The organism is Rhodococcus chondri (genome assembly GCF_036327435.1).
In the GTDB taxonomy this organism is placed as follows: domain Bacteria; phylum Actinomycetota; class Actinomycetes; order Mycobacteriales; family Mycobacteriaceae; genus Rhodococcus; species Rhodococcus chondri.
The window spans coordinates 14,456-34,112 of sequence record NZ_JAUZMZ010000021.1; the positions used below are offsets into that span (position 1 = coordinate 14,456).

Annotated in this window: 17 protein-coding genes; 9 read left to right on the plus strand and 8 right to left on the minus strand. The window is 67.2% G+C overall.

All coding sequences use genetic code 11. The annotated features are described in order from the left end of the window. Positions 1-130: 130 nt before the first annotated feature. From Q8814_RS05965 to Q8814_RS05985, 5 genes are all read left to right on the plus strand, one after another. A complete protein-coding gene (locus Q8814_RS05965; RefSeq protein ID WP_330151099.1) occupies positions 131-592 on the plus strand; it encodes an RrF2 family transcriptional regulator in 462 nt (153 codons plus the stop codon). A gap of 96 nt (positions 593-688) precedes the next feature. Beyond that, positions 689-1,279 carry a TetR family transcriptional regulator gene (locus Q8814_RS05970; protein ID WP_330151100.1) on the plus strand — a complete coding sequence of 197 codons (591 nt, stop codon included), beginning with the start codon at positions 689-691 and terminating at the stop codon, positions 1,277-1,279. Positions 1,280-1,336: 57 nt separating this feature from the next. Further along, on the plus strand, positions 1,337-3,679 hold the full coding sequence (locus tag Q8814_RS05975) for an MMPL family transporter (RefSeq protein ID WP_330151101.1): 2,343 nt from the start codon (positions 1,337-1,339) through the stop codon (positions 3,677-3,679). A 42-nt stretch (positions 3,680-3,721) separates the two neighbouring features. Beyond that, entirely contained in the window at positions 3,722-5,449 is a 1,728-nt protein-coding gene (locus tag Q8814_RS05980) for an ABC transporter ATP-binding protein (protein WP_330151123.1), read from the plus strand. Then, positions 5,446-7,332, plus strand: coding sequence for an ABC transporter ATP-binding protein (locus Q8814_RS05985; RefSeq protein ID WP_330151102.1), 1,887 nt, complete (start codon positions 5,446-5,448; stop codon positions 7,330-7,332). Before Q8814_RS05980 ends, Q8814_RS05985 begins: the two co-directional genes overlap by 4 nt. Before the next feature lie 93 nt (positions 7,333-7,425). Here the strand turns inward: Q8814_RS05985 and Q8814_RS05990 are convergent, their stop codons facing one another. Continuing rightward, positions 7,426-8,307: a LysR family transcriptional regulator ArgP gene (locus tag Q8814_RS05990; protein ID WP_330151103.1), complete on the minus strand. Its 882-nt coding sequence runs from the start codon at positions 8,305-8,307 to the stop codon at positions 7,426-7,428. A gap of 72 nt (positions 8,308-8,379) precedes the next feature. Between Q8814_RS05990 and Q8814_RS05995 the strand changes: the two genes are divergently transcribed. After that, complete coding sequence (locus Q8814_RS05995) at positions 8,380-8,982, plus strand: LysE/ArgO family amino acid transporter (protein ID WP_330151104.1); 603 nt, start codon at positions 8,380-8,382, stop codon at positions 8,980-8,982. A 46-nt stretch (positions 8,983-9,028) separates the two neighbouring features. On the opposite strand, the gene Q8814_RS06000 is transcribed toward Q8814_RS05995, so the two are convergent. The 3 genes from Q8814_RS06000 to Q8814_RS06010 form a co-directional block, all read right to left on the minus strand. Beyond that, positions 9,029-9,664, minus strand: coding sequence for a dihydrofolate reductase family protein (locus Q8814_RS06000; RefSeq protein WP_330151105.1), 636 nt, complete (start codon positions 9,662-9,664; stop codon positions 9,029-9,031). Between the two features lie 64 nt (positions 9,665-9,728). Continuing rightward, complete coding sequence (locus Q8814_RS06005; protein ID WP_330151106.1) at positions 9,729-11,243, minus strand: hypothetical protein; 1,515 nt, start codon at positions 11,241-11,243, stop codon at positions 9,729-9,731. A gap of 47 nt (positions 11,244-11,290) precedes the next feature. Then, positions 11,291-11,449: a hypothetical protein gene (locus Q8814_RS06010; protein WP_330151107.1), complete on the minus strand. Its 159-nt coding sequence runs from the start codon at positions 11,447-11,449 to the stop codon at positions 11,291-11,293. A 112-nt stretch (positions 11,450-11,561) separates the two neighbouring features. Between Q8814_RS06010 and Q8814_RS06015 the strand changes: the two genes are divergently transcribed. Then, the gene (locus Q8814_RS06015; RefSeq protein WP_330151108.1) at positions 11,562-12,302 is read left to right on the plus strand and encodes a DUF429 domain-containing protein; all 741 of its coding nucleotides are present in this window, start codon (positions 11,562-11,564) and stop codon (positions 12,300-12,302) included. 10 nt (positions 12,303-12,312) lie between these two features. On the opposite strand, the gene Q8814_RS06020 is transcribed toward Q8814_RS06015, so the two are convergent. After that, complete coding sequence (locus Q8814_RS06020) at positions 12,313-13,206, minus strand: cation diffusion facilitator family transporter (RefSeq protein WP_330151109.1); 894 nt, start codon at positions 13,204-13,206, stop codon at positions 12,313-12,315. Positions 13,207-13,210: 4 nt separating this feature from the next. Then, positions 13,211-13,630, minus strand: coding sequence for a pyridoxamine 5'-phosphate oxidase family protein (locus tag Q8814_RS06025; protein WP_330151110.1), 420 nt, complete (start codon positions 13,628-13,630; stop codon positions 13,211-13,213). 122 nt (positions 13,631-13,752) lie between these two features. On the opposite strand from Q8814_RS06025, the gene Q8814_RS06030 reads away from it, so the two are divergent. Continuing rightward, on the plus strand, positions 13,753-16,485 hold the full coding sequence (locus Q8814_RS06030; protein ID WP_330151111.1) for a calcium-translocating P-type ATPase, PMCA-type: 2,733 nt from the start codon (positions 13,753-13,755) through the stop codon (positions 16,483-16,485). A gap of 70 nt (positions 16,486-16,555) precedes the next feature. Then, entirely contained in the window at positions 16,556-17,830 is a 1,275-nt protein-coding gene (gene tgt / locus Q8814_RS06035) for a tRNA guanosine(34) transglycosylase Tgt (RefSeq protein WP_330151112.1), read from the plus strand. Here tgt and Q8814_RS06040 read toward each other — a convergent pair. Beyond that, a complete protein-coding gene (locus tag Q8814_RS06040) occupies positions 17,821-18,552 on the minus strand; it encodes a queuosine precursor transporter (RefSeq protein ID WP_408015842.1) in 732 nt (243 codons plus the stop codon). The genes tgt and Q8814_RS06040 overlap by 10 nt on opposite strands. Positions 18,553-18,819: 267 nt before the next feature. Then, positions 18,820-19,635, minus strand: a complete 816-nt coding sequence (locus tag Q8814_RS06045; protein WP_330151113.1) for an RDD family protein — start codon at positions 19,633-19,635, stop codon at positions 18,820-18,822. Between the last annotated feature and the right edge of the window lie 22 nt (positions 19,636-19,657).

Sequence of the window (19,657 nt, forward strand, 5' to 3'; positions counted from 1 at the left end):
TGAACGACTGTCCAATGTACCCGCAGTGTGTTGTGTATCACCAGGGTGCAGGGGCGGGCCCGGCTTCTCCCTAATCTTGGTAGGAATTGCCGGTCGCTCCCCGCGGCCGAGCGCGCGAGGAGGCGTACGGGTGCACATCACCGCGAGAGTCGACTACGCCGTGCGCACGCTGCTCGAGTTGGCGGCTGCCGGCGACGGCCCGGCCAAGGCGGAAGGGCTTGCGACGGCACAGAGGATTCCGCACAAGTTTCTCGAGGCCGTGCTGGCGGATCTGCGGCGCGGCGGACTGGTCAACAGCCGCCGCGGCCCGGAGGGAGGCTACTGGCTGGCCCGCCCGGCGAGCGAGATCTCGATCGCGGATGTCATTCGCACCGTCGAGGGTCCACTCGCTTCGGTGCGCGGCGAGCGGCCCGAGGAGGTCGTCTACTCCGGCCCGGCCGAGCGGTTGCGCGACGTATGGATTGCGGTGCGGGTGAACCTGCGCGCGGTGCTCGAAGAAGTGACGCTGGCGGACGTCGTCGCGGATGATCTGCCCGCGTTCGTGCGGGAGCTCACGGCGGATCCCGGGGCCTGGACCCGGCGCGGGGTGTGAGCGGCGCGACTGTCGGGGTGAGGGTGTGGCCGATTCCATAATTTTGCAGAGCTCTGCAAAGTTACAGAGCTCTGCAAAATCGGTACCGTCGATGTAGTGAGTCTCCAACCCGGTCTGCGCGACCGAAAGAAAGCCGCCACTCGGGCGGCGTTGGCGGAAGCCGCAGCCGAACTCGCCCGCGAGTACGGACTGCACGACGTCACCGCCGACGCGATCGCCGCGCGGGCGGGTGTGTCCACCCGCACCTTCCACAACTACTTCACCAGCAAGGAAGAAGCGGTCCTCGTGCACCTCGAGGGTCTGATCGAAGTGTGGATCGGGTTGCTGCGCCGGCGGCCCGCGGACGAACACATCATGCTCTCGCTCCAGGAGTGCGCGATCGGGCTCGTGACCGATCCGCACTGGTCGTTCGACGAGATCGGCGCGTGCGTCACCGTCGTGGAGGAAAGCTCGGCACTGCTTGCCCGGAGCATCGAGGTCGAAAAGCGGTCGGCGCGGCTGCTCGTCGACGTCATCGCCGAACGCACCGGTACCGATCCGGCGACGGAGCTGTATCCCAATCTGGTCCACCACACGGCCCTGGGAGCCATCAAGGCGGCCATCGAAATGCATCTCGCCGGAGCCGAACAGTCGCCCGAAACACTCATCCGCGATGCCTTCGCCCAACTACGGCTCGGTTTCCCCTAGCGGTCCACCGCCCGCCGACCACCCGCACGACACGTTTCCCCGAGAAAGGTGCCTTCCGTGGCAACCTACCTGTATCGGATCGGCAAGTTCGCCTACCGGCGAAAAGGCGCGGTCCTGTCCTTCTGGATCGCGGTCCTCGTACTCTTCGGAGTCGGTGCCGCGACCCTGTCCGGACCCACCACCGACTCGTTCACGCTGCCCGGCACCCCGGCGCAGCAGACGCAGGACCTCATGGCCGAACGCTTCCCGGCGGCCGAAGATCCGATGAGCGCCCTCAGCGCCCGGTACGTCTTCCAGGCCCCCGAGGGGCAGACCCTCGACGACCCCACCAACCAGGAGGCCGTCGAGGAGGTGCTCGCCGCGGTCCGTGGCATCGAGCGCGTCTCCGCGCCGGCGAAGATCGATCCGGCGACCGCCTCTCCCGAACAGCAGGCCGGGGTGCTGGTCAATCCGGTCCGCGCCGACGCGGGCCTCGTCGAACAGATGAAGGCCGCCGCCGCGCAACAGGGCACTCCCGAGGAAGCCGCGCTCGCCGACGCCCGGGCGCTGTCGCCGCTGAGTGCAGACCGCACCGTCGGCTTCGTGACCGTCCCGTTCGACGGTGCGATCACCGACGCCAACGAGACGATGCGTGAGAAGATTGTCGCCGCCGCCGACCTCGGTCGGGATGCGGGTCTGAATGTACAGGTCAGCGGCACCGCTGCCGCCGAGATGACCATGCCCGGCGGCACCGCCGAACTCATCGGTATCGGCATTGCCGCGATCGTGCTGACGCTCACGTTCGGCTCCCTCGTCGCCGCCGGTCTGCCCCTGATCACCGCGCTCGTCGGCATCGGCATCGGCAGTCTCGGTATCACCATCGCGACCGGCTTCGCGGACTTGAGCTCGATGACGCCGACGCTGGCCATCATGATCGGCCTGGCCGTCGCCATCGACTATTCGCTGTTCATCGTCTCCCGGTTCCGCCACGAGCTCACCCTCAGCTCCGATCGGGCCGAAGCCGCCGGTCGTGCAGTCGGCACCGCAGGCTCCGCCGTAGTCTTCGCCGGCCTGACCGTGATCATCGCGCTGATGGCGCTCAGCGTCGTCGGGATTCCGTTCCTGTCGGTGATGGGTTACGCCGCCGCGTTCACGGTGCTGATGGCCGTGCTCATCGCGATCACGCTGCTGCCCGCCGTGCTCGCGCTGTTCGGCGAGAAGGCGTTCGCCGGCCGCATCCCGGGCCTGAGTCAGAGCGATCCCGAGGGCGACCAGGCCACCCCCGGTGCGGCCCTGAAGTTCATCGGTGCCGTCACCCGTCGCCCACTCGTGCCGCTGGTTGCCGGTGTCGTGCTGCTCGGTGTGCTGGCACTGCCCGCGACCGGTCTCCGGCTCGCCCTGCCGTCGGAGGCGACCGGTGATCCGAAGACCAGCGCCCGCCAGGCCTACGACCTGATCGAAGAAGGCTTCGGGCCCGGACGTAACGGACCGCTGCTCGTCGTCGCCGACGCCCGCGACGCCGACGTGTCGCCGCCGGCCGCCTTCGGCGCCGTCGTCGCGTCCCTGTCCGAGCACGACGAAGTGGTCAATGCCCAGGTCGTGACAGTCAACGAGGCCGGTGACACCGCCCAGATCCTCGTCACCCCGCGCAGCGGCCCGAGTGATCCCGCCACCATGGATCTGGTCTCGAGCATTCGGGACGGGGAAGCGCAACTGCAGGACGAGTTCGGTGTGTCCTACGGCGTCACCGGGCAGACCGCGCTCGAGGGCGACGTGTCCGCGAGCCTGCAGAGCGCGCTCGTGCCATACCTCGCAGTGGTCGTGGGCCTCGCATTCATCCTGCTCATGCTCGTGTTCCGCTCGATTCTGGTACCGCTCACCGCAACCCTGGGCTTCCTGCTGAGCGTTGTGGCCACCTTCGGTGCCACGGTTGCCGTATTCCAGAACGGCTGGGGCGGGCTGATCTCGAACCCGCAGCCCCTCGTGAGCTTCATGCCGATCATCCTCATCGGCGTCGTCTTCGGTCTCGCCATGGACTATCAGGTGTTCCTGGTGACGCGCATGCGTGAGGACTACGTGCACGGCGCGTCCGCCCTCGACGCGGTCCGCAGCGGTTTCGGCCACGGCGCCCGCGTGGTCAGTGCCGCCGCCGTCATCATGATCTCCGTGTTCGCCGCGTTCATCGCAGAACCGGACTCGCTGATCAAGTCGATCGGCTTCGCGCTCGCCGTGGCAGTCTTCTTCGATGCCTTCATCGTCCGCATGGTCATCATCCCCGCGGTCATGGCGCTGCTCGGCGACAAGGCCTGGTGGCTACCGGCTCGGCTCGACAAGATCCTGCCGAACGTCGACGTCGAAGGAGAAAAGCTCACCCGCGAGCTCGGCCTGTCCGAACCCACCCCGGAAACGGCGCGGGTGTGACGGCGTCCGCAGCGGCCGATCTGCAAAGGTAGCGTAATGCCCATGTTGGTTCGGCTGCTGCGGCGCTTTCTCGCGCCCTACCGGGGCGCACTCATCGCAGTGGTGCTCCTGGAGCTCGTCGCCACCGGGAGCATGCTGCTGCTGCCGAGCCTCAACGCGGACATCATCGATCGCGGTATCGCGGTCGGCGACATCGACTTCATCCTGAGCACCGGACTGCTGATGCTGCTGTTCAGCGCGGTGGAGGTCGGTTGCTCGATCGCTGCGCTGTACTTTGCGGCGCGCGCCGCCATGTCGTTCGGCAGGGACGTCCGGCTCGCGCTCGTACAACATGTCGGAGAGTTCTCGTCCCGAGAATTCGGCACGTTCGGTGCGCCGTCGCTGATCACCCGCAACACCAACGACGTGCAGCAGGTGCAGATGCTGGTCCTCATGACCTGCACCATCGTGGTGGTGTCGCCGATCATGGGGATCGGCGGCATCTTCATGGCGCTGCGCGAGGATCCCGGCACCTCGGTCGTCCTGGCGGTCGCGGTGCCGGCACTGATCCTGACGATGGTCGGATTGATCGCGTTGATGCTGCCCGGATTCCGGGTCATGCAGAAGCGCATCGACGGCGTCAACCGCGTGTTGCGCGAACAGATCACCGGTATCCGGGTGGTGCGGGCATTCGTCCAGGACGACACCGAGCGTGGCCGCTTCGACCGCGCCAACGACGACCTCACCGCCACGGCACTGCGCGTGGGCCGGGTCAACTCGATGCTGTATCCGGCGGTGATGCTGATCGCCAACGTCAGCACGGTCGCCGTTCTGTGGGTCGGCGGGCAGCGTATCGACTCCGGTGCCATGGAAGTCGGTTCGATTACCGCGATGATCACCTACGTCGCGCAGATCCTCATGGCGGTACTGATGTCGTCGTTCGTCGCGATGATGGCACCGCGCGCCGCGGTGTGCGCCGAGCGCATCCTCGAGGTCCTCGACACCGAACCGTCCGTCGCGAAACCTGCCCGGCCCGTGCAGCATCTGCCCGAGCAGGTCTCCCTCGAGTTCCGCAGCGCGGGCTTCTCGTACCCGGGAGCGGACGCGCCCGTCCTGCGCGACATCTCGTTCCGGGCCGATCCGGGCACCACCACCGCGATCATCGGCGGCACCGGATCGGGCAAGACCACGCTCATGCGGCTGATACCCCGGCTGATCGACGTGACTTCCGGCGCGGTGCTCGTGTCCGGCCTCGATGTGCGGACGATGGATCCCGCGGTGCTACGCGCCCGCATCGGTGTGGTGCCGCAGAAGGCATACCTGTTCTCGGGCACCATCGCCGACAACCTCCGGTACGGCCGCACCGACGCCACCGACGACGAACTGTGGCACGCGCTGGAAGTCGCGCAGGCCGCCGACTTCGTGCACGCCGCTCCCGACCGATTGGACACCGTGCTGTCCCAGGGCGGCACCACCGTCTCCGGCGGGCAGCGACAGCGACTGGCCATTGCCCGCGCGCTGGTACGCCGGCCCTCGATCTACCTGTTCGACGACGCCTTCTCCGCTCTCGACCCCGCCACCGACGCGCGACTGCGCGCGGCACTCGAACCGGAGACCCGCAACGCATGCGTCGTGATCATCGCGCAGCGCGTGTCGACGGTTCAGGATGCGGACCACATCGTCGTCCTCGACAGCGGCACCATGGTCGACTCCGGCAGCCACCTCGGACTACTCGGTCGGTGCCGGACGTACGCGGAAATCGTCGAGTCCCAGCGGATGGCGGTGCTATGACGACTCCGGAAGAGGCCGCGCCGTCGCGGATGCGCACGGTCGGCCGCGTCCTCGGGCTGCTGCACCCGCATCGGTATGCGGTCTACTCGGTGCTTCTCGCCGCGTTCCTGGGAGTGGTGAGCTCGTCGATCGCGCCGTTCGTGCTCGGTCGCGGCACCGACGTCATCTTCAACGGGGTCATCGGGCAGCAACTGCCCGCCGGCCTCTCGAAAGAGGCCGCCGTCGCCCGGTTGCGCGCAGAAGGCCGCGACCAGTTCGCCGACATGGTGTCGGGCATGTCGGTGGTGCCGGGCGTGGGTATCGACTTCGGCAACCTCGGCCGGATCCTCGTCATCGTCCTCGCACTGTATCTGCTGTCGTCGGCGCTGATCTGGGCCGCCGCGTACGGCCTGAACGAGATCGTGCAGCGTGTGGTGCGCGACATGCGATCGAGCGTCGAACGCAAGATCCACAAACTACCGCTCAAGTACTTCGACACCCACTCGCGCGGCGATCTGCTCAGCCGCGTCACCAACGACATCGACAACGTGTCGGCCGGCATGCAGGAGTCCATCAGTCAGCTCGTACTGGCCGTGCTCACCCTCATCGGCCTCGTCGTGATGATGCTGGTTATCTCCCCACTGCTCGCACTCGTCGCGATCCTGACGGTGCCCGCCTCGGTGGTGGCCACCGTGCTCGTGGCGCGACGGTCGCGGAAACACTTCGCAGCCCAGTGGGAAGCGACCGGTGTGCTCAACGGGCAGATCGAGGAGGCCTTCACCGGCCACGAACTCATCACCGCATACGGCCGGACCGAGGTGGTGCAGGAACGGTTCACCGACACCAACGAATCGCTGTTCCGTGCGGCCTACCGCGCCCAGTTCGTGTCGGGGCTCGTGATGCCGCTGGTGACCTTCCTCGGCAACATCGGGTACGTCGTCGTCGCGGTTCTCGGTGGCCTGCGGGTCGCGTCGGGCACCGCGACTCTCGGCGAGATCCAGGCGCTCATCCAGTACTCGCGCCAACTCGTGCAGCCTCTTGCTCAGATCGGCGCGATGGTGAACCTGCTGCAGTCGGCAGCGGCGTCGGCCGAGCGGGTGTTCGCGATCCTCGACGAAGACGAGGAGCAACCGGAATCGCCGGCGCCCACGATGCCGTGGAGCCGGCACGGCCTGGTCGAGTTCGAGGACGTGTCGTTCTCGTATCTGCCGGACCGTCCGCTGATCGAGAACCTGTCGCTGCGGGCCGAACCCGGCCAGATGATCGCGATCGTCGGTCCCACCGGCGCCGGCAAGACGACGCTGGTGAACCTGATCCTGCGGTTCTACGAGGTCGATGCCGGCCGGATCCTCGTCGACGGGGTCGACATCACGTCGATGTCGCGCGACGAGCTGCGCTCCCGCATCGGGATCGTTCTTCAGGACACGTGGCTGTTCGGCGGAACGATCCGCGAGAACATCGCGTATGGCAACCCGTACGCGACCGAGAACCAGATCATGTCCGCCGCCCGAATGAGTTATGTCGACCGGTTCGTGCGGGCACTGCCCGACGGATACGACACCGTCGTCGACGAAGAGTCGGGCAGCCTCAGCGCCGGTGAGCGCCAGCTCATCACGATCGCGCGCGCGTTCGTATCGAAGCCGTCGATCCTCATCCTCGACGAAGCGACGAGCTCCGTCGACACCCGCACCGAGCTGCTGGTGCAGCAGGCCACCGCGCGGTTGCGCGACGACCGCACCAGCTTCGTCATCGCCCACCGCCTCTCGACCATCCGCGACGCCGACCGCATCGTCGTCATGGAGGACGGACGGATCGTCGAGCAGGGTACGCACGAGGGCCTGCTCGAATCGAACGGCGCCTATGCGCGGTTGTACGACGCGCAGTTCAAGGCGCTCGTGGAGTGACAGAGCCGATGTTGTACATCGGAGAGTTCGCGGTATTGCCCAGCAGTCAGCGCTGCGCCGAACCGGTCGAGGTGGTCGCGAACGACAACTGTGCTAGCGCAACACTTCCCGTGCCGTCCGTCGCACCGCGTCGGTGAGCGCGTCCAGTACCGGCGATTCGAGGCGCCAGCGCTGCCAGTACAGCGGCACGTCGAACGGGTCGTCGGGAGCGAGATGCACGAGGTCGGTCGTGTCGGTGAGCATGGCGTCGGGGATCATCGCCCAGCCGAGCCCGAGTTGCGCGGCGGCGACGAATTCGAGAGCGCCGGGAACATAGTTGCGCGGCGGATCGAACCGTTGCCGGGTGCGCTTGCGCAGGAAGCTGTCCTGCAGGTCGTCCTTGCGATCGAAGGTCAGCATCGGTGCGTCGCGCAGTTCGGCCGACGTCATCCCGTCCGGGAACCAGCGGGCGGCGAAATCGACACTCGCCATCGCGTGATACCGCATGGCGCCGAGCTTTTCGGACGTGCAGCCCTGTACCGGTTCGGGTACGGAGGTCACCGCGGCCATCGCGGTGCCGTCGCGCAACAGTGCGGTGGAATGGAACTCGTCCTCGCGATGCAGTTCGAACAGGGCACGGTGACGCACCGGCATCCGAGCGAGCGCACGCAGCAGCCACGTGGACATCGAGTCGGCGTTGACCACCAGTGGCACTGTCACGTAACTGCGGGAGTCGGCCGTGAATCCCAGGGCTTCGGCGGTGTCTTGTTCGAGGCGGGCAACCTGACGAGCCAGACGCATCACGGCCTCGCCCGACTCGGTGGCCGTCACCGGCCGGGTGCGCCGCAGCAGAACCTGCCCGACGTGTTGTTCGAGCGACTTGATGCGTTGGCTGACGGCAGACGGCGTGATCCGGAGAACGGCCGCGGCGCCGTCGAACGTGCCTTCGTCGAGCACCGCGGCGAAGGTGCGCAGTTGCGCGAAGTCGACGTCCATATGAAGAAAGTCTAATGCTGCGTTAGAAAAATCAACTTTGCTTGTTCTGTGCGCGTTCGTAGCGTGGCCGGTATGTCCCTCGTCGTCGCCGGTTTCGCTACAGGTCTGTCCCTCATCGTCGCCATCGGGGCGCAGAACGCATTCGTGCTGCGCATGGCCATCGCCCGCCGCCACGTGCTGCCGGTGATTGCGGTATGCGCGATCTCCGATGCGGTGCTGATCACGGCAGGAATCGCCGGGATTGCGACGATTCTGGACCGTGCGCCCGGCGCGATCGATGTGATGCGTTGGGGCGGTGCGGCTTTCCTGATCTCCTACGGACTGCTCGCTGCCCGGCGAGCACTGCGGCCGTCGGCGCTGTCCGCGGCGCCGGGCGGAGCGATCACCATCGGCGCCGCTCTCGCCACCTGCCTCGCGCTGACCTGGCTCAACCCGCACACCTACCTCGACACCGTGCTGATGCTCGGTTCCGTCGCGAACCATTACGGAAATCCGGGCCGCTGGTGGTTCGGGGCGGGCGCGGTCGCGGCGAGCGTGGTGTGGTTCGCCGCGCTCGGCTACGGCGCCCGCTACCTGCGGGCGTGGTTCGCCAAGCCCGCGTCGTGGCGGGTGCTCGACGGCGGCGTCGCGGTATTGATGCTGGGACTGGGTGCCGGACTGGTCACCGCCGGATAAGGAGCCGGATCTGCTGTCCGGTGGACCGGGGTCGGCCGGCGCAGACCTACGGCTCGTCGCGATCGGGTGCGCCCATGTCTCCCGTCTCGGGTGTGCCATCGGCGAGCCCGTACCGCAGGCGCACAGCGCCCTTCGGGCCGGCTGCCGGTGGCTCGAGGAGGGTGAGGTTCGTGGGCACCGCGCCGTCGTCGAACACCTTCTTTCCGACACCGAGCACGATCGGGTACACCCAGAGGTCGAGACGGTCGAAGAGCTTCTCGCGCAGGAGGGTCTGGACGAGGTTCAGGCTCCCGACGACCTTGACGTGTTCGTGCCTGTCACGGATCTCGCGGACCGCGTCGACCAGATCCGGACCGAGCTGTGTGGAGCCGGCCCACGAGAGGTCGGGCCGGCCGCGGGAAGCCACGTACTTCGGGATGCTGTTGAAGAGCGTGGCGATCGCGTTGTCCTCGCCGTCGCCCTGGTACGGCCAGTAGGCGGCGAAGATGTCATACGTCCGCCGGCCGAGCAGGAGGGCGTCCGTGCCCTCGTACGCGTCGCCGACCTGCGCTCCGGTGACCTCGTCCATCAGGGGCGCCTGCCAGCCGCCGAACGGGAAATCCACCGGATCCTCGTCGGGGCCACCGGGTGCCTGCCCGACGAGATCGAGCGTTGCGAACAGTTCGATATCGATCATGCCCATGCCGTGCTCCCGATGAGTTGGGTTTGTCTCGGTCGAAGAGATAGACCTGCGGGCGCCGGCAGAATCATCGCTGCGACGGCGGCATTCCGAACGGCCGCACGACCACGGCACCCCAGTCCCGCCAGAGCGGGCAGGGTGGGGGAGGACGACCGTTGAGGAAGCGGATCGCCGCGTCCTCGAATGCCGCCGATTCGGGCAGGTTCGGGTGGGAGACGCGGGCCGGGCAACCGTTTCGTTCGACATCGAGTCGCCGGCCGTCCGGCATCAGGGGTAGATCGGCGGCCGAGGGGAGGGCCATTGCCCGCACGGTCGCGGGAAGTGGCCGAGACAGGATGGATTCCGCAGCTCCCGCCGTGCCGAGTAGCTCCCGCGCGGCCGGGGTGTCCGGGTCGAAGTGGAAGCGGACCAGATCGGCGACCGGTGTTGCGACCCGCAGCAGGTCGCCGAAGACGCGACCGGGCGCGTCCACGTGGGGTGAAGGGTAGCCGGTCGGAGTACTCGGGAAAGGCCCGACCAGCAACAGTGCATCGGCGCCGACGCGGCCGGTGGCGATCGCTTCCCACACCACCCAGACGGCGTGCGAATGTGCGGCCACCACCAGTGGACGAGGCAACGCGGACGCCTGCCCGACGAACAGATCGACCTGCACTTGGAACGGACGCTGGGTGTCGCTCGGGCCGTAAGGGGCGCCCGTGCGGATCGGGCAGGTCGCGCCTCGCTGCGGCTGCCCGTCGCCCGGCCCGGCATAGGAGAAGTAGTACACCTGATCGCAGCGATAGCCGAGGCGGTGCACGTCGGTCGCGTGGATCGTTCCCCGTCCCGACGTCGAGTTGATCCCGGACAGGAGCAACAGCGAACCCGACTGCGGCGGACCGGGTTCCGGCTCGTCGTATCCGCGGGTCGCGACGAATACGGTCGACGCGACGACAAGCACCGCGGCGAGCGCAGTCGGCACCGCTCCGGGCCGGCGCAGCGCCGGGCGGTTCATCAGCGCGATCGCAAGGCCGGTCGCGACGGCCGAGACCGGCACGAGCGGCAAGGTCAGGGCAGGGACCCGGTCGGCCACCGCGCCCAGCGTCAGGACCACCGCGCAGTACGGCAGCATCACCTCGACCCGCAGCCCCCGCCGCCAGGTCGATGCGACGGCGTCGCGCAACCGGGACTCGCCCTGCCACGGCACCGGGCCGAGGACGAGCAGCAGCACTGCGATCAGGGCGACGGCGGGCCAGAACAGCCGCGAGTACAGGACCGCGTAGGCGGTGGCGTCGGCGAACGCCGCGAGCAGCACCGGCCCGAATGCAACCGTGTAGAACAGCGCCGCGAAACGCAGACGACGCGCATCGAATCCACCCAGGAGCCACGCCATCAGCGCCACCCGGACCGCGGTCACCCCGGCGAGCAATACCAGGAACAGCGGCCACGACGATGCGTGCGACAGCAGGATGCGCAGGTCGGCGAATTGATCCAGCGGCGGCAGTGCCACCAGGTGGATCAGCCCCGGCCACGTAGGGATCGCGTCCGTTGCGGCGAGCAGAACGACGAGCACGGCTGCGACCGCGAGGCGCCACCAGCGCGTCATCCGTCGCAGGCCGAAGAATTGCAGGACAGGATTGCCGACGGCTCCGGTCAGGGTGTCCGCGTTCGTCTCTCCACTTCTTTCTCGACGGCGACGGCGAGATCGTGGACGATCCTGGAATGCCATCGCTTGTGGGCCTCGAGGTCCGCGGCGAGCGCATGGCAGTCCGGGCATTCGTGTGCGGTGCTGTTCTGCGGGGTGGGCTCCATGACGTTTGCACCTCCTGGAAGTGATATCCGCTTCCACCGTGGCACGGATGTGGCACGTAATCCACGGTTGTGCGTCCGCCGGTCGGCGCGGGCAGCGGATACCGTGGCGTCCGTGCAGACGGTAGGGGTCGATCTCGCGGCGGAACCGGCGAAGACGGCGATCGCCACCGTCGCCTGGGAACACGGCACCGCGACAGTTGCGGAGTTACGGCTCGGCGCGACCGACCCGGATGTCGTGACCGCGGTGGCCGCGGCGGGCCGCAGCGGCATCGACGCGCCGTTCGGATGGCCCGACGCGTTCGTCGACTTCGTCGGCGCGCACCATCGCCTCGAGTACTCGCGCGAACGCGCACTGAACAGCCGCGCCGGACGGCTCCCGCTGGTACGGCGGTTGACCGACCGCGTCGTGCATGCCGGGACGGGAATCGTTCCACTGAGCGTGTCGGCGGATCTCATCGCGCATGTGGCGCTGCGGTGCGCTGGCCTGCTCGCAGAGCTCGAGGCCGTCGGGGTGAATGTCGATCGCGTCGACGGAGACGTGGTCGAGGTGTATCCCGCGGCTGCGCTGCAAGGCTGGAAGCTGCCGTTCAAGGGTTACAAGAACGCGAAGAACCGCGAGGCGCGGGCGGCCTCGGTGGAGGCTCTGGAACGAGCGCTTCCCGGGCTGAGGCTCGGCGGCTTCCGAGAGCTCTGCGTCTCCTCCGACGACGCGTTCGACGCGGTCGTCGCCGCGCTCGTCGCCCGCTCGGCAGCGCTCGGAAGAACCGCTCGGCCCGATGCGGCGCAGTACGCTGTCGCGAGCCGGGAGGGGTGGATCCATCTGCCGCTGTGTGGTATCCGTGAGCTGCTCTGACGGCCGTCGGTCACGGCTGCTCGGCACGCATCGCCGGTTCGAGGTGCGTGAACACCACTGTGCCGGGCAACGCCCGCTCGATGTCCGCCTCGAGCCGGCCGAGTAGGTCGTGCCCGGCGCGCACGGTCCAGTCGCCCGGCACCCGCACCGTCAGATACACGAATCTTTGCCGTCCCGATTCGCGGGTACGAGGAGGCAGAATCTCGACCGGGCCTTCGCTGCGATAGTCGTCGAGTACGCGGTTCACCTCCGCGACGTCCTCCGGACGGAGAGTGCTGTCGAGCATCCCCACAATCGAATGTTTCACCAGCCCGTAACCGATACGCAGAATGTTCAGCCCCACCACGATCGCGACGATCGGATCGAGGATGTGCCAGCCGGAGATCGCCACCAGTGCGACACCGATCAGCACTCCGACCGACGTCCACACATCGGTCAGCAGGTGATTGCCGTCGGCGATGAGCGTGATCGAGCGGTGGTGGCGGCCCACGCGTATCAACGTGACACCCACCGCGAGATTGATCACCGATGACAATGTCGACAGGGCAAGACCGATCCCGGCCTCCATGACCGGCTGCGGCGACAACAACCGGTCCACCGACGTCCACAGAATCGCCGCCGCCGCGACGAAGATCATCGTGCCCTCGACCGCCGCCGACAGATACTCGGCCTTGCCGTGACCGAAATTGTGGTTGTAGTCGGCGGGTCTCGCGGCAGTGCGCAGCGCGAGCACCCCCACGATCGCCGCGACCAGGTTGACACCCGATTCGAGCGCGTCGGACAGCAAACCGACTGAGCCCGTGAGCCACGCGGCGGTCCCCTTGAGCACAATCGTCACGACGGCCGCTGCGACGGACAACAGCATGAACCGCATCAGCAACCGGTGCTGCCCCACGTCTGTCATCGGTTCAGTGCTTGACCAAGATGAATTTTCGGCCGGTGATCTCGGTGGCGGTCAGTTCGACGTAGTTGTATTTCGGTGTCGGAACCCACGGTGTCAGCCCGAGTGCATCGACGGCCTGCACGTCGCTGAAGTGCCGCAGAATGTGCGCGAGGCCGTGCACCACCACGCTCCACGCGTTGTCCTCGGAAATGTGGTCGACCTCGAAGGCGGCCTGGGGATGGACAGTCAGCTCGGCGAGCTTGCTGCCCTCGCCGCTGCGGAAATACACCTTGCGGTCTCGGACGGCATAGTTGACCGGGTAGATCTCCGGACGCTCGTCCACCACCACGACGAGCCGCCCCACCTGTTCCGACGTGAGCAGGTCCCAGCACTGCTCTTCGGTTAGAACGGTGACGGGCTCGTCGTCGTTCGGAATCTCACTCACGACGATCCTCCTCGAATTCGATGCCGGGTTTCTCCACCTCATCACGAATGCGGACAGAACGCACTCGCAACCCGCTGCGCGGTTACGGTAGAGCCGGCCGGACGTCGCCCCGAGGAGTGCCCATGCCCGTCGCAACCGATTTCCGATGGCATACCGTGCCGGCTTCCGAGGTGGCCGAGGCATTGGCCGTCGACCCCGAGCGCGGGTTGACCGCGGCGGAGACCGAAGAGCGACTTCGAGAGCACGGCCCGAACCTGATCACCGAGGCGAAAAGCATCCCTGCATGGCGCAAGGTGCTCTCGCTGCTCGCCGACAAGATGACGATCGTGCTGGTGGTGGCTGCGGTCGTCAGCGCTGTCGTGTCGCGCGAGTGGGAGACACCCGTCGTCATCTTCGCCGTGATCACCCTCAACACCGTCCTGAACTATGTGCAGGAGTCGCGTGCCGAGAGCAGCCTGCAGGCACTGAAACAGATGTCGGTGTCCACGACCAGAGTGCGCCGCGACGGTCGCGAACAGTCGCTCTCTCGCGCCGATCTGGTGCCGGGCGATGTGGTGCTCCTCGAAGCCGGCGACACGGTGCCCGCCGACGGCCGGCTCGTCACCGCCGTGCGCCTGCAGGTGGCCGAGGCGGCGCTCACCGGCGAATCGCAACCCGGGGACAAGAGCGTGGACCCGGTCGACGACCCGCAGGCGCCCCTCGGCGACCGCACCGACATGCTGTTCATGAACACCGAGGTGACGCGGGGCCGGGCGGCAATGGTCGTCACCGACACCGGCATGCATACCGAAATGGGGGCGATCGCGGCGCTTCTCGGCTCGGCCGGTGTCGAGCAGACCCCGCTGCAGCGCCGTATCGGGCAGCTCGCGCAGACACTGACGATCGTCGCGATCGTCACGGTGATTCTCGTGTTCGTGCTGGGTCTGTTGCGCGGTCAGAGTTGGTCGGAGCTGCTCGTAACGGCGGTGTCGCTGGCGGTGGCGACCATTCCCGAGGGCCTGACGGCGGTGGTCGCGTTCACCCTCGCGATGGGTGCGTCGAGGCTCGCCGAACGGGGTGCGATCGTCAAACAGCTTGCCGCAGTGGAAACGCTCGGCAGCACCACACATATCGCGACCGACAAGACCGGAACCCTGACCCTCAACGAGATGACCGTGAAGCGGCTGCTGGCGCACGGCCGCCACTTCCGTGTCACCGGCAGCGGCTACGGCACCGACGGCAAGATCCTCGTCGGCGACGGTTTGCCCGCCCCCGACCTGACCGACGCCCTGTTGGGGATGGCCCTGTGCAACGACGCTGCGGTGCGCGACGGAACACTCGTCGGCGACCCCACCGAGGGTGCGCTCGTGGTGCTCGCGGAAAAGGGCGGCATCGACGTCGAGGGTGCGCGTGCGGCGCTGACCCGGCTTGCAGAGGTGCCGTTCGACTCGGACTACAAGTACATGGCGACCTTTCACGCCTTGCCCGATGGCGGATACCGCTGTTTCACCAAGGGGGCGCCCGGTGTGCTACTCGAACGCGCCGTGGCGACCCGGGGCCCGGACGGAGCGGTCCCGCTGGACGACGTGGCTCGGCGGCGCATCCGCGATGCGGTGGATACACTCGCCGGAGAAGGCCTGCGTACGCTGATGATCGCGGGACGCGATCTGGAAGCCGTACCGCGCGGTGACTCGGATGCGTTGCAGCGCAACGTGTCCGAGCTGACCGTGTATGCGGTGGTGGGAATCGTGGATCCGCCGCGCACGGAGGCGAAGGCAGCCATCGAGGTTGCGCATCAGGCAGGGATCGCCGTGCACATGATCACCGGTGATCATCTGGTTACGGCGACGGCGATCGCCGCAGAACTCGGTATCCGGGGCGAGGCGGCATCGGGAGCCGATCTCGATGCCCTGGACGACGACGAACTTCGCCGTCGCGCTCCGCAATTCGGTGTTCTTGCGCGTGTAGCGCCCGAACACAAGATCCGGTACGTCGGGGCGCTGCAGTCCGACGGGCAGATCGTCGCGATGACGGGTGACGGCGTCAACGATGCGCCCGCTCTGGAGCAGGCCGATATCGGTGTCGCAATGGGCATCACCGGCACCGACGTGTCCAAGGGCGCCGCGAACATGATCCTCACCGACGACAACTTCGCGACCATCGTCGCCGCGGTGGCCGAGGGCCGGGGAATCTACGACAACATCGTCAAATTCGTGAAATTCCAGCTCACCACCGCATGGGGATTCGTGCTCATCTTCCTCGCGGCGGGGGTGCTGGGTCTCGCGGGCGGTGCACCGTTCACGGCGCTGCAGATCCTGTGGGTGAACATCATCATGGACGGTCCACCGGCGCTGGCGCTGGGTGTCGATCCCGCCGAGCCCGGGGCGATGAAACGGCCACCGCGACCGGCGCGGGAAGCTCTGCTCGACAGGTCGCGACTCCAGCGAATCCTCGGCCTCGGTGTCGTGATGGCCATCGGCACCCTGTCCGTCCTCCACTTCGGTCCGGAGCTGTTCCCCGACAGCGCTGACGACCCGCTGTTCGCGACCACGCTGGCGTTCACGACGTTCGTGTTCTTCCAGGTGTTCAACCTGTTCAACGTGCGGTCGAACCTCGGCTCGGTGTTCTCCATGCAGACCCTGACCAACCACACCATCTGGATCGCGATCATCGTCGTGATCATCCTGCAGGTCTGCGCAGTGCAGATGGGTGTGCTGCAGGGGTTCTTCGACACGACGGCACTCACCTCGCAGCAGTGGCTGCTGGCGGTGGCGGTGGGGTCTTCGGTGTTGTGGATCGACGAGATCGGCAAGGTGATCGCGCGCCGCTTCGACGCTCGCCAGGGAAGGTCGGCCGACACGGCGGCCCTGACCTGAGCAACCCCGACCTGAGCGACTGCTGCCCTGCGCACGAAGCGGTCACGGGCACCGATGACACAATCGTGGGGTGACCGACCCGAGTAGCGCCGATCTTCCCGTGCCGACCCCGCCTTCCCCGTTCTTCACCCTCGGAGCCCGCCTCGACAACGACTCGGGCCGCACGGGCACCATCCACACGCCGCACGGCGACATCCGGACTCCGGCCTTCGTGGCGGTCGGCACCAAGGCCACGGTCAAGGCGGTGCTGCCCGAATCGATGGCGGACCTCGGCGCGCAGGCGCTGCTCGCGAACGCCTACCACCTGTATCTCCAGCCCGGAGCCGACATCGTCGACGAGGCCGGTGGACTCGGAAAATTCATGAACTGGCCCGGTCCGACCTTCACCGACAGCGGTGGTTTCCAGGTGATGTCGCTCGGGGTGGGTTTCAAGAAGGTCATTGCGATGGAAGCCGTCGGCGAACAGAACGACGACGTGATCGCGCACGGCAAGGAACGTCTGGCACGGGTCGACGACGACGGCGTCACCTTCAAATCGCATCTGGACGGGTCGCGGCACCGGTTCACCCCCGAGGTGTCGATGCAGATCCAGCATCAGCTCGGCGCCGACATCATGTTCGCGTTCGACGAGCTGACCACCCTGATGAACACCCGTGGTTACCAGGAGCGTTCGATCGAGCGCACGCAGGCGTGGGCGGTGCGATGCATCGCCGAGCACGAGAAGCTCACCGCACAGCGCACCCACCGTCCCTATCAGGCGCTGTTCGGGGTCGTGCAGGGCGCGCAGTACGAGGACCTGCGGCGCCAGGCATGCCGAGGGCTCGAATCGATCGAGGGCGAGTCGGGGCGCGGATTCGACGGTTACGGCATCGGCGGTGCCCTCGAGAAGCACAACCTGGGCACCATCGTCCGGTGGTGTTCCGAGGAACTGCCCGAGCACAAGCCCCGGCACATGCTCGGCATCAGCGAACCCGACGACATGTTCGTCGCGATCGAGGCGGGCGCCGACACGTTCGACTGCGTCAACCCGTCACGAGTGGCACGCAACGCGGCGATCTATCGACCCGACGGCCGGTTCAACATCAACACCAGCCGGTACCGGCGCGACTTCACGCCCATCGACGAGAACTGCGACTGCTACACCTGCGCGCATTACACCCGCGCGTACATCCACCACCTGTTCAAGGCGAAGGAGATGCTCGCCTCGACGCTGTGCACGATCCACAACGAGCGGTTCACGGTGCGGCTCGTCGACGACATCCGCGCCAGTATCGAGGGCGGCTACTTCGCCGAGTACAAGGCCGAGATGCTGGGACGCTTCTACGCCTCGAAACGTCAGCCGTAGCTCGGTTCGCGGCTCTTCACGTATGCGATGACGCGATACGTGACGGGCAGGACCACGATCTCCACGAGTGTCTTCCACAGGAAGCCGACCACCACGAAGTTCACGAAGTCGGACCAGGTGGTGATGCCGATGGCACCGGCCGCGATCGCACAGAAGATGAGGGTGTCGGCGAACTCGCCTACGACCGTCGACCCGATGAGCCGCGCCCACAGGTGCTTTTCCTGGGTGCGCGCCTTGATGCGGACGAGCACGTACGAGTTGAGCAACTGCCCCACGAGATATCCGGCCAGACCCGCGAGCAGCATGCGCGGAACCACACCGAGCACCGCGTCGAACGAGTCCTGGTTTTCGTAGAAGTCGGCGGGCGGCAACAGCCCCGTGAGCCAGAAACACAGCGCCGACAGCGCCACAGCTCCGAAACCGAACAGGACTGCGCGCCGTGTCGCGGCGAACCCGTACACCTCGCTGAGGACGTCGCCGAGGATGTACGCGAGGGGAAACAGGAAGAACCCGCCGTCGGTAATGATCGGCAGGATCTGAAGCGGGCCGAGCGCGAACTCCGTGTCGCCGAAGAAGGCGACGCCCTTGGTGGCGGAGATGTTGGAAATCATCAGCACAGCGGTGAACAGGACCAGGATCCCGGGGTAGAAGCTGTGCCCGACCCGAGCGAAGGCCACATGCGCGGGTGCGATGGTCGGGGAATTGGTTCCGTGCTCGGTCACCCGGATATCCAAGCACTCCAGGTCGCCGATCGCGAAGTTGCACAGGATTGCGCAAGCCCCGTCGCTTCGCTCGCCCTGTCCCGACCGAGCCCCGTCGCTTCGCTCGCCCTGTCCCGACCGAGCCCCGTCGCTTCGCTCGCCCTGTCCCGACCGAGCCCCGTCGCTTCGCTCGCCCTGTCCCGACCGAGCCCCGTCGCTTCGCTCGCCCTGACCCCGAGCAGGCCCCGTCCGGTAGGAACAGGGCCTGCTGTGGATCGAACCGAAACGTCAGGACTTGACGACCTGCGTGCCTCCGGCGAACTTGTCGTGGAAGCCCTGCTTGTTGCCGTCCTGCTCGATGGTCACGGCGATTCCGATATACGCGGCGAGCAGTGCGATGCTGACCAGCCAGCCCAGGATCGGGATCCCGGTGAGCGCCTGAAGCGCCACGAACGCGTTGCGCTTGCCCGCCTGCTCGAGGGTGGGAAGACCCCCGCCCGGCGCGACGACCGACAGCCCGAGCAGCTGCTTGCCGAAGGTCGCGCCCTTCGACGACTCGAGATACGTCCAGTACCCGAACGCCACTGCGCCCGACAGGACGGACATGAGCAGCGCCATGAATCCGCTACTGCTGCCGAAGGTCACGATCGCGGTGAGGATGCCCATGGGGATGCCCACGATGAGTCCGTCGATGATGCGAGCACCGAGGCGCGGCAACAGATCTCCGGGTCGACTCGGACCGAACCCCGGACCCGGTGCCGGCGGGAATCCGGGAGCGCCACTGCCGAACTGGGGGCCGGCTCCGTACGGATCGCCCTGCGGTGCTCCGTACTGCGGTGCTCCGTACTGCGGTGCGCCGTAGTGGGGCGTGCCCTGCTGCGGTGCCCCGTACTGCGGCGCCCCCTGCTGCGGCGCACCGTACTGATTGCCGTATTGGGCACCGTCGGGCGCACTCCCGGGCTGTCCCTGGCGGGGGAACTGCTGGGTGTAATCGTTCGGCTGCCCGTATCCGGGCTGTGGCCCGCCGTAGTGCGGGTTCGAACCGGGGTACTGGCCTGGATTCTGCGGGTCGGACGGCGGGGGCGGATATCCACCGGTGGTCATGGGCCTCCCTTGATGATCTACA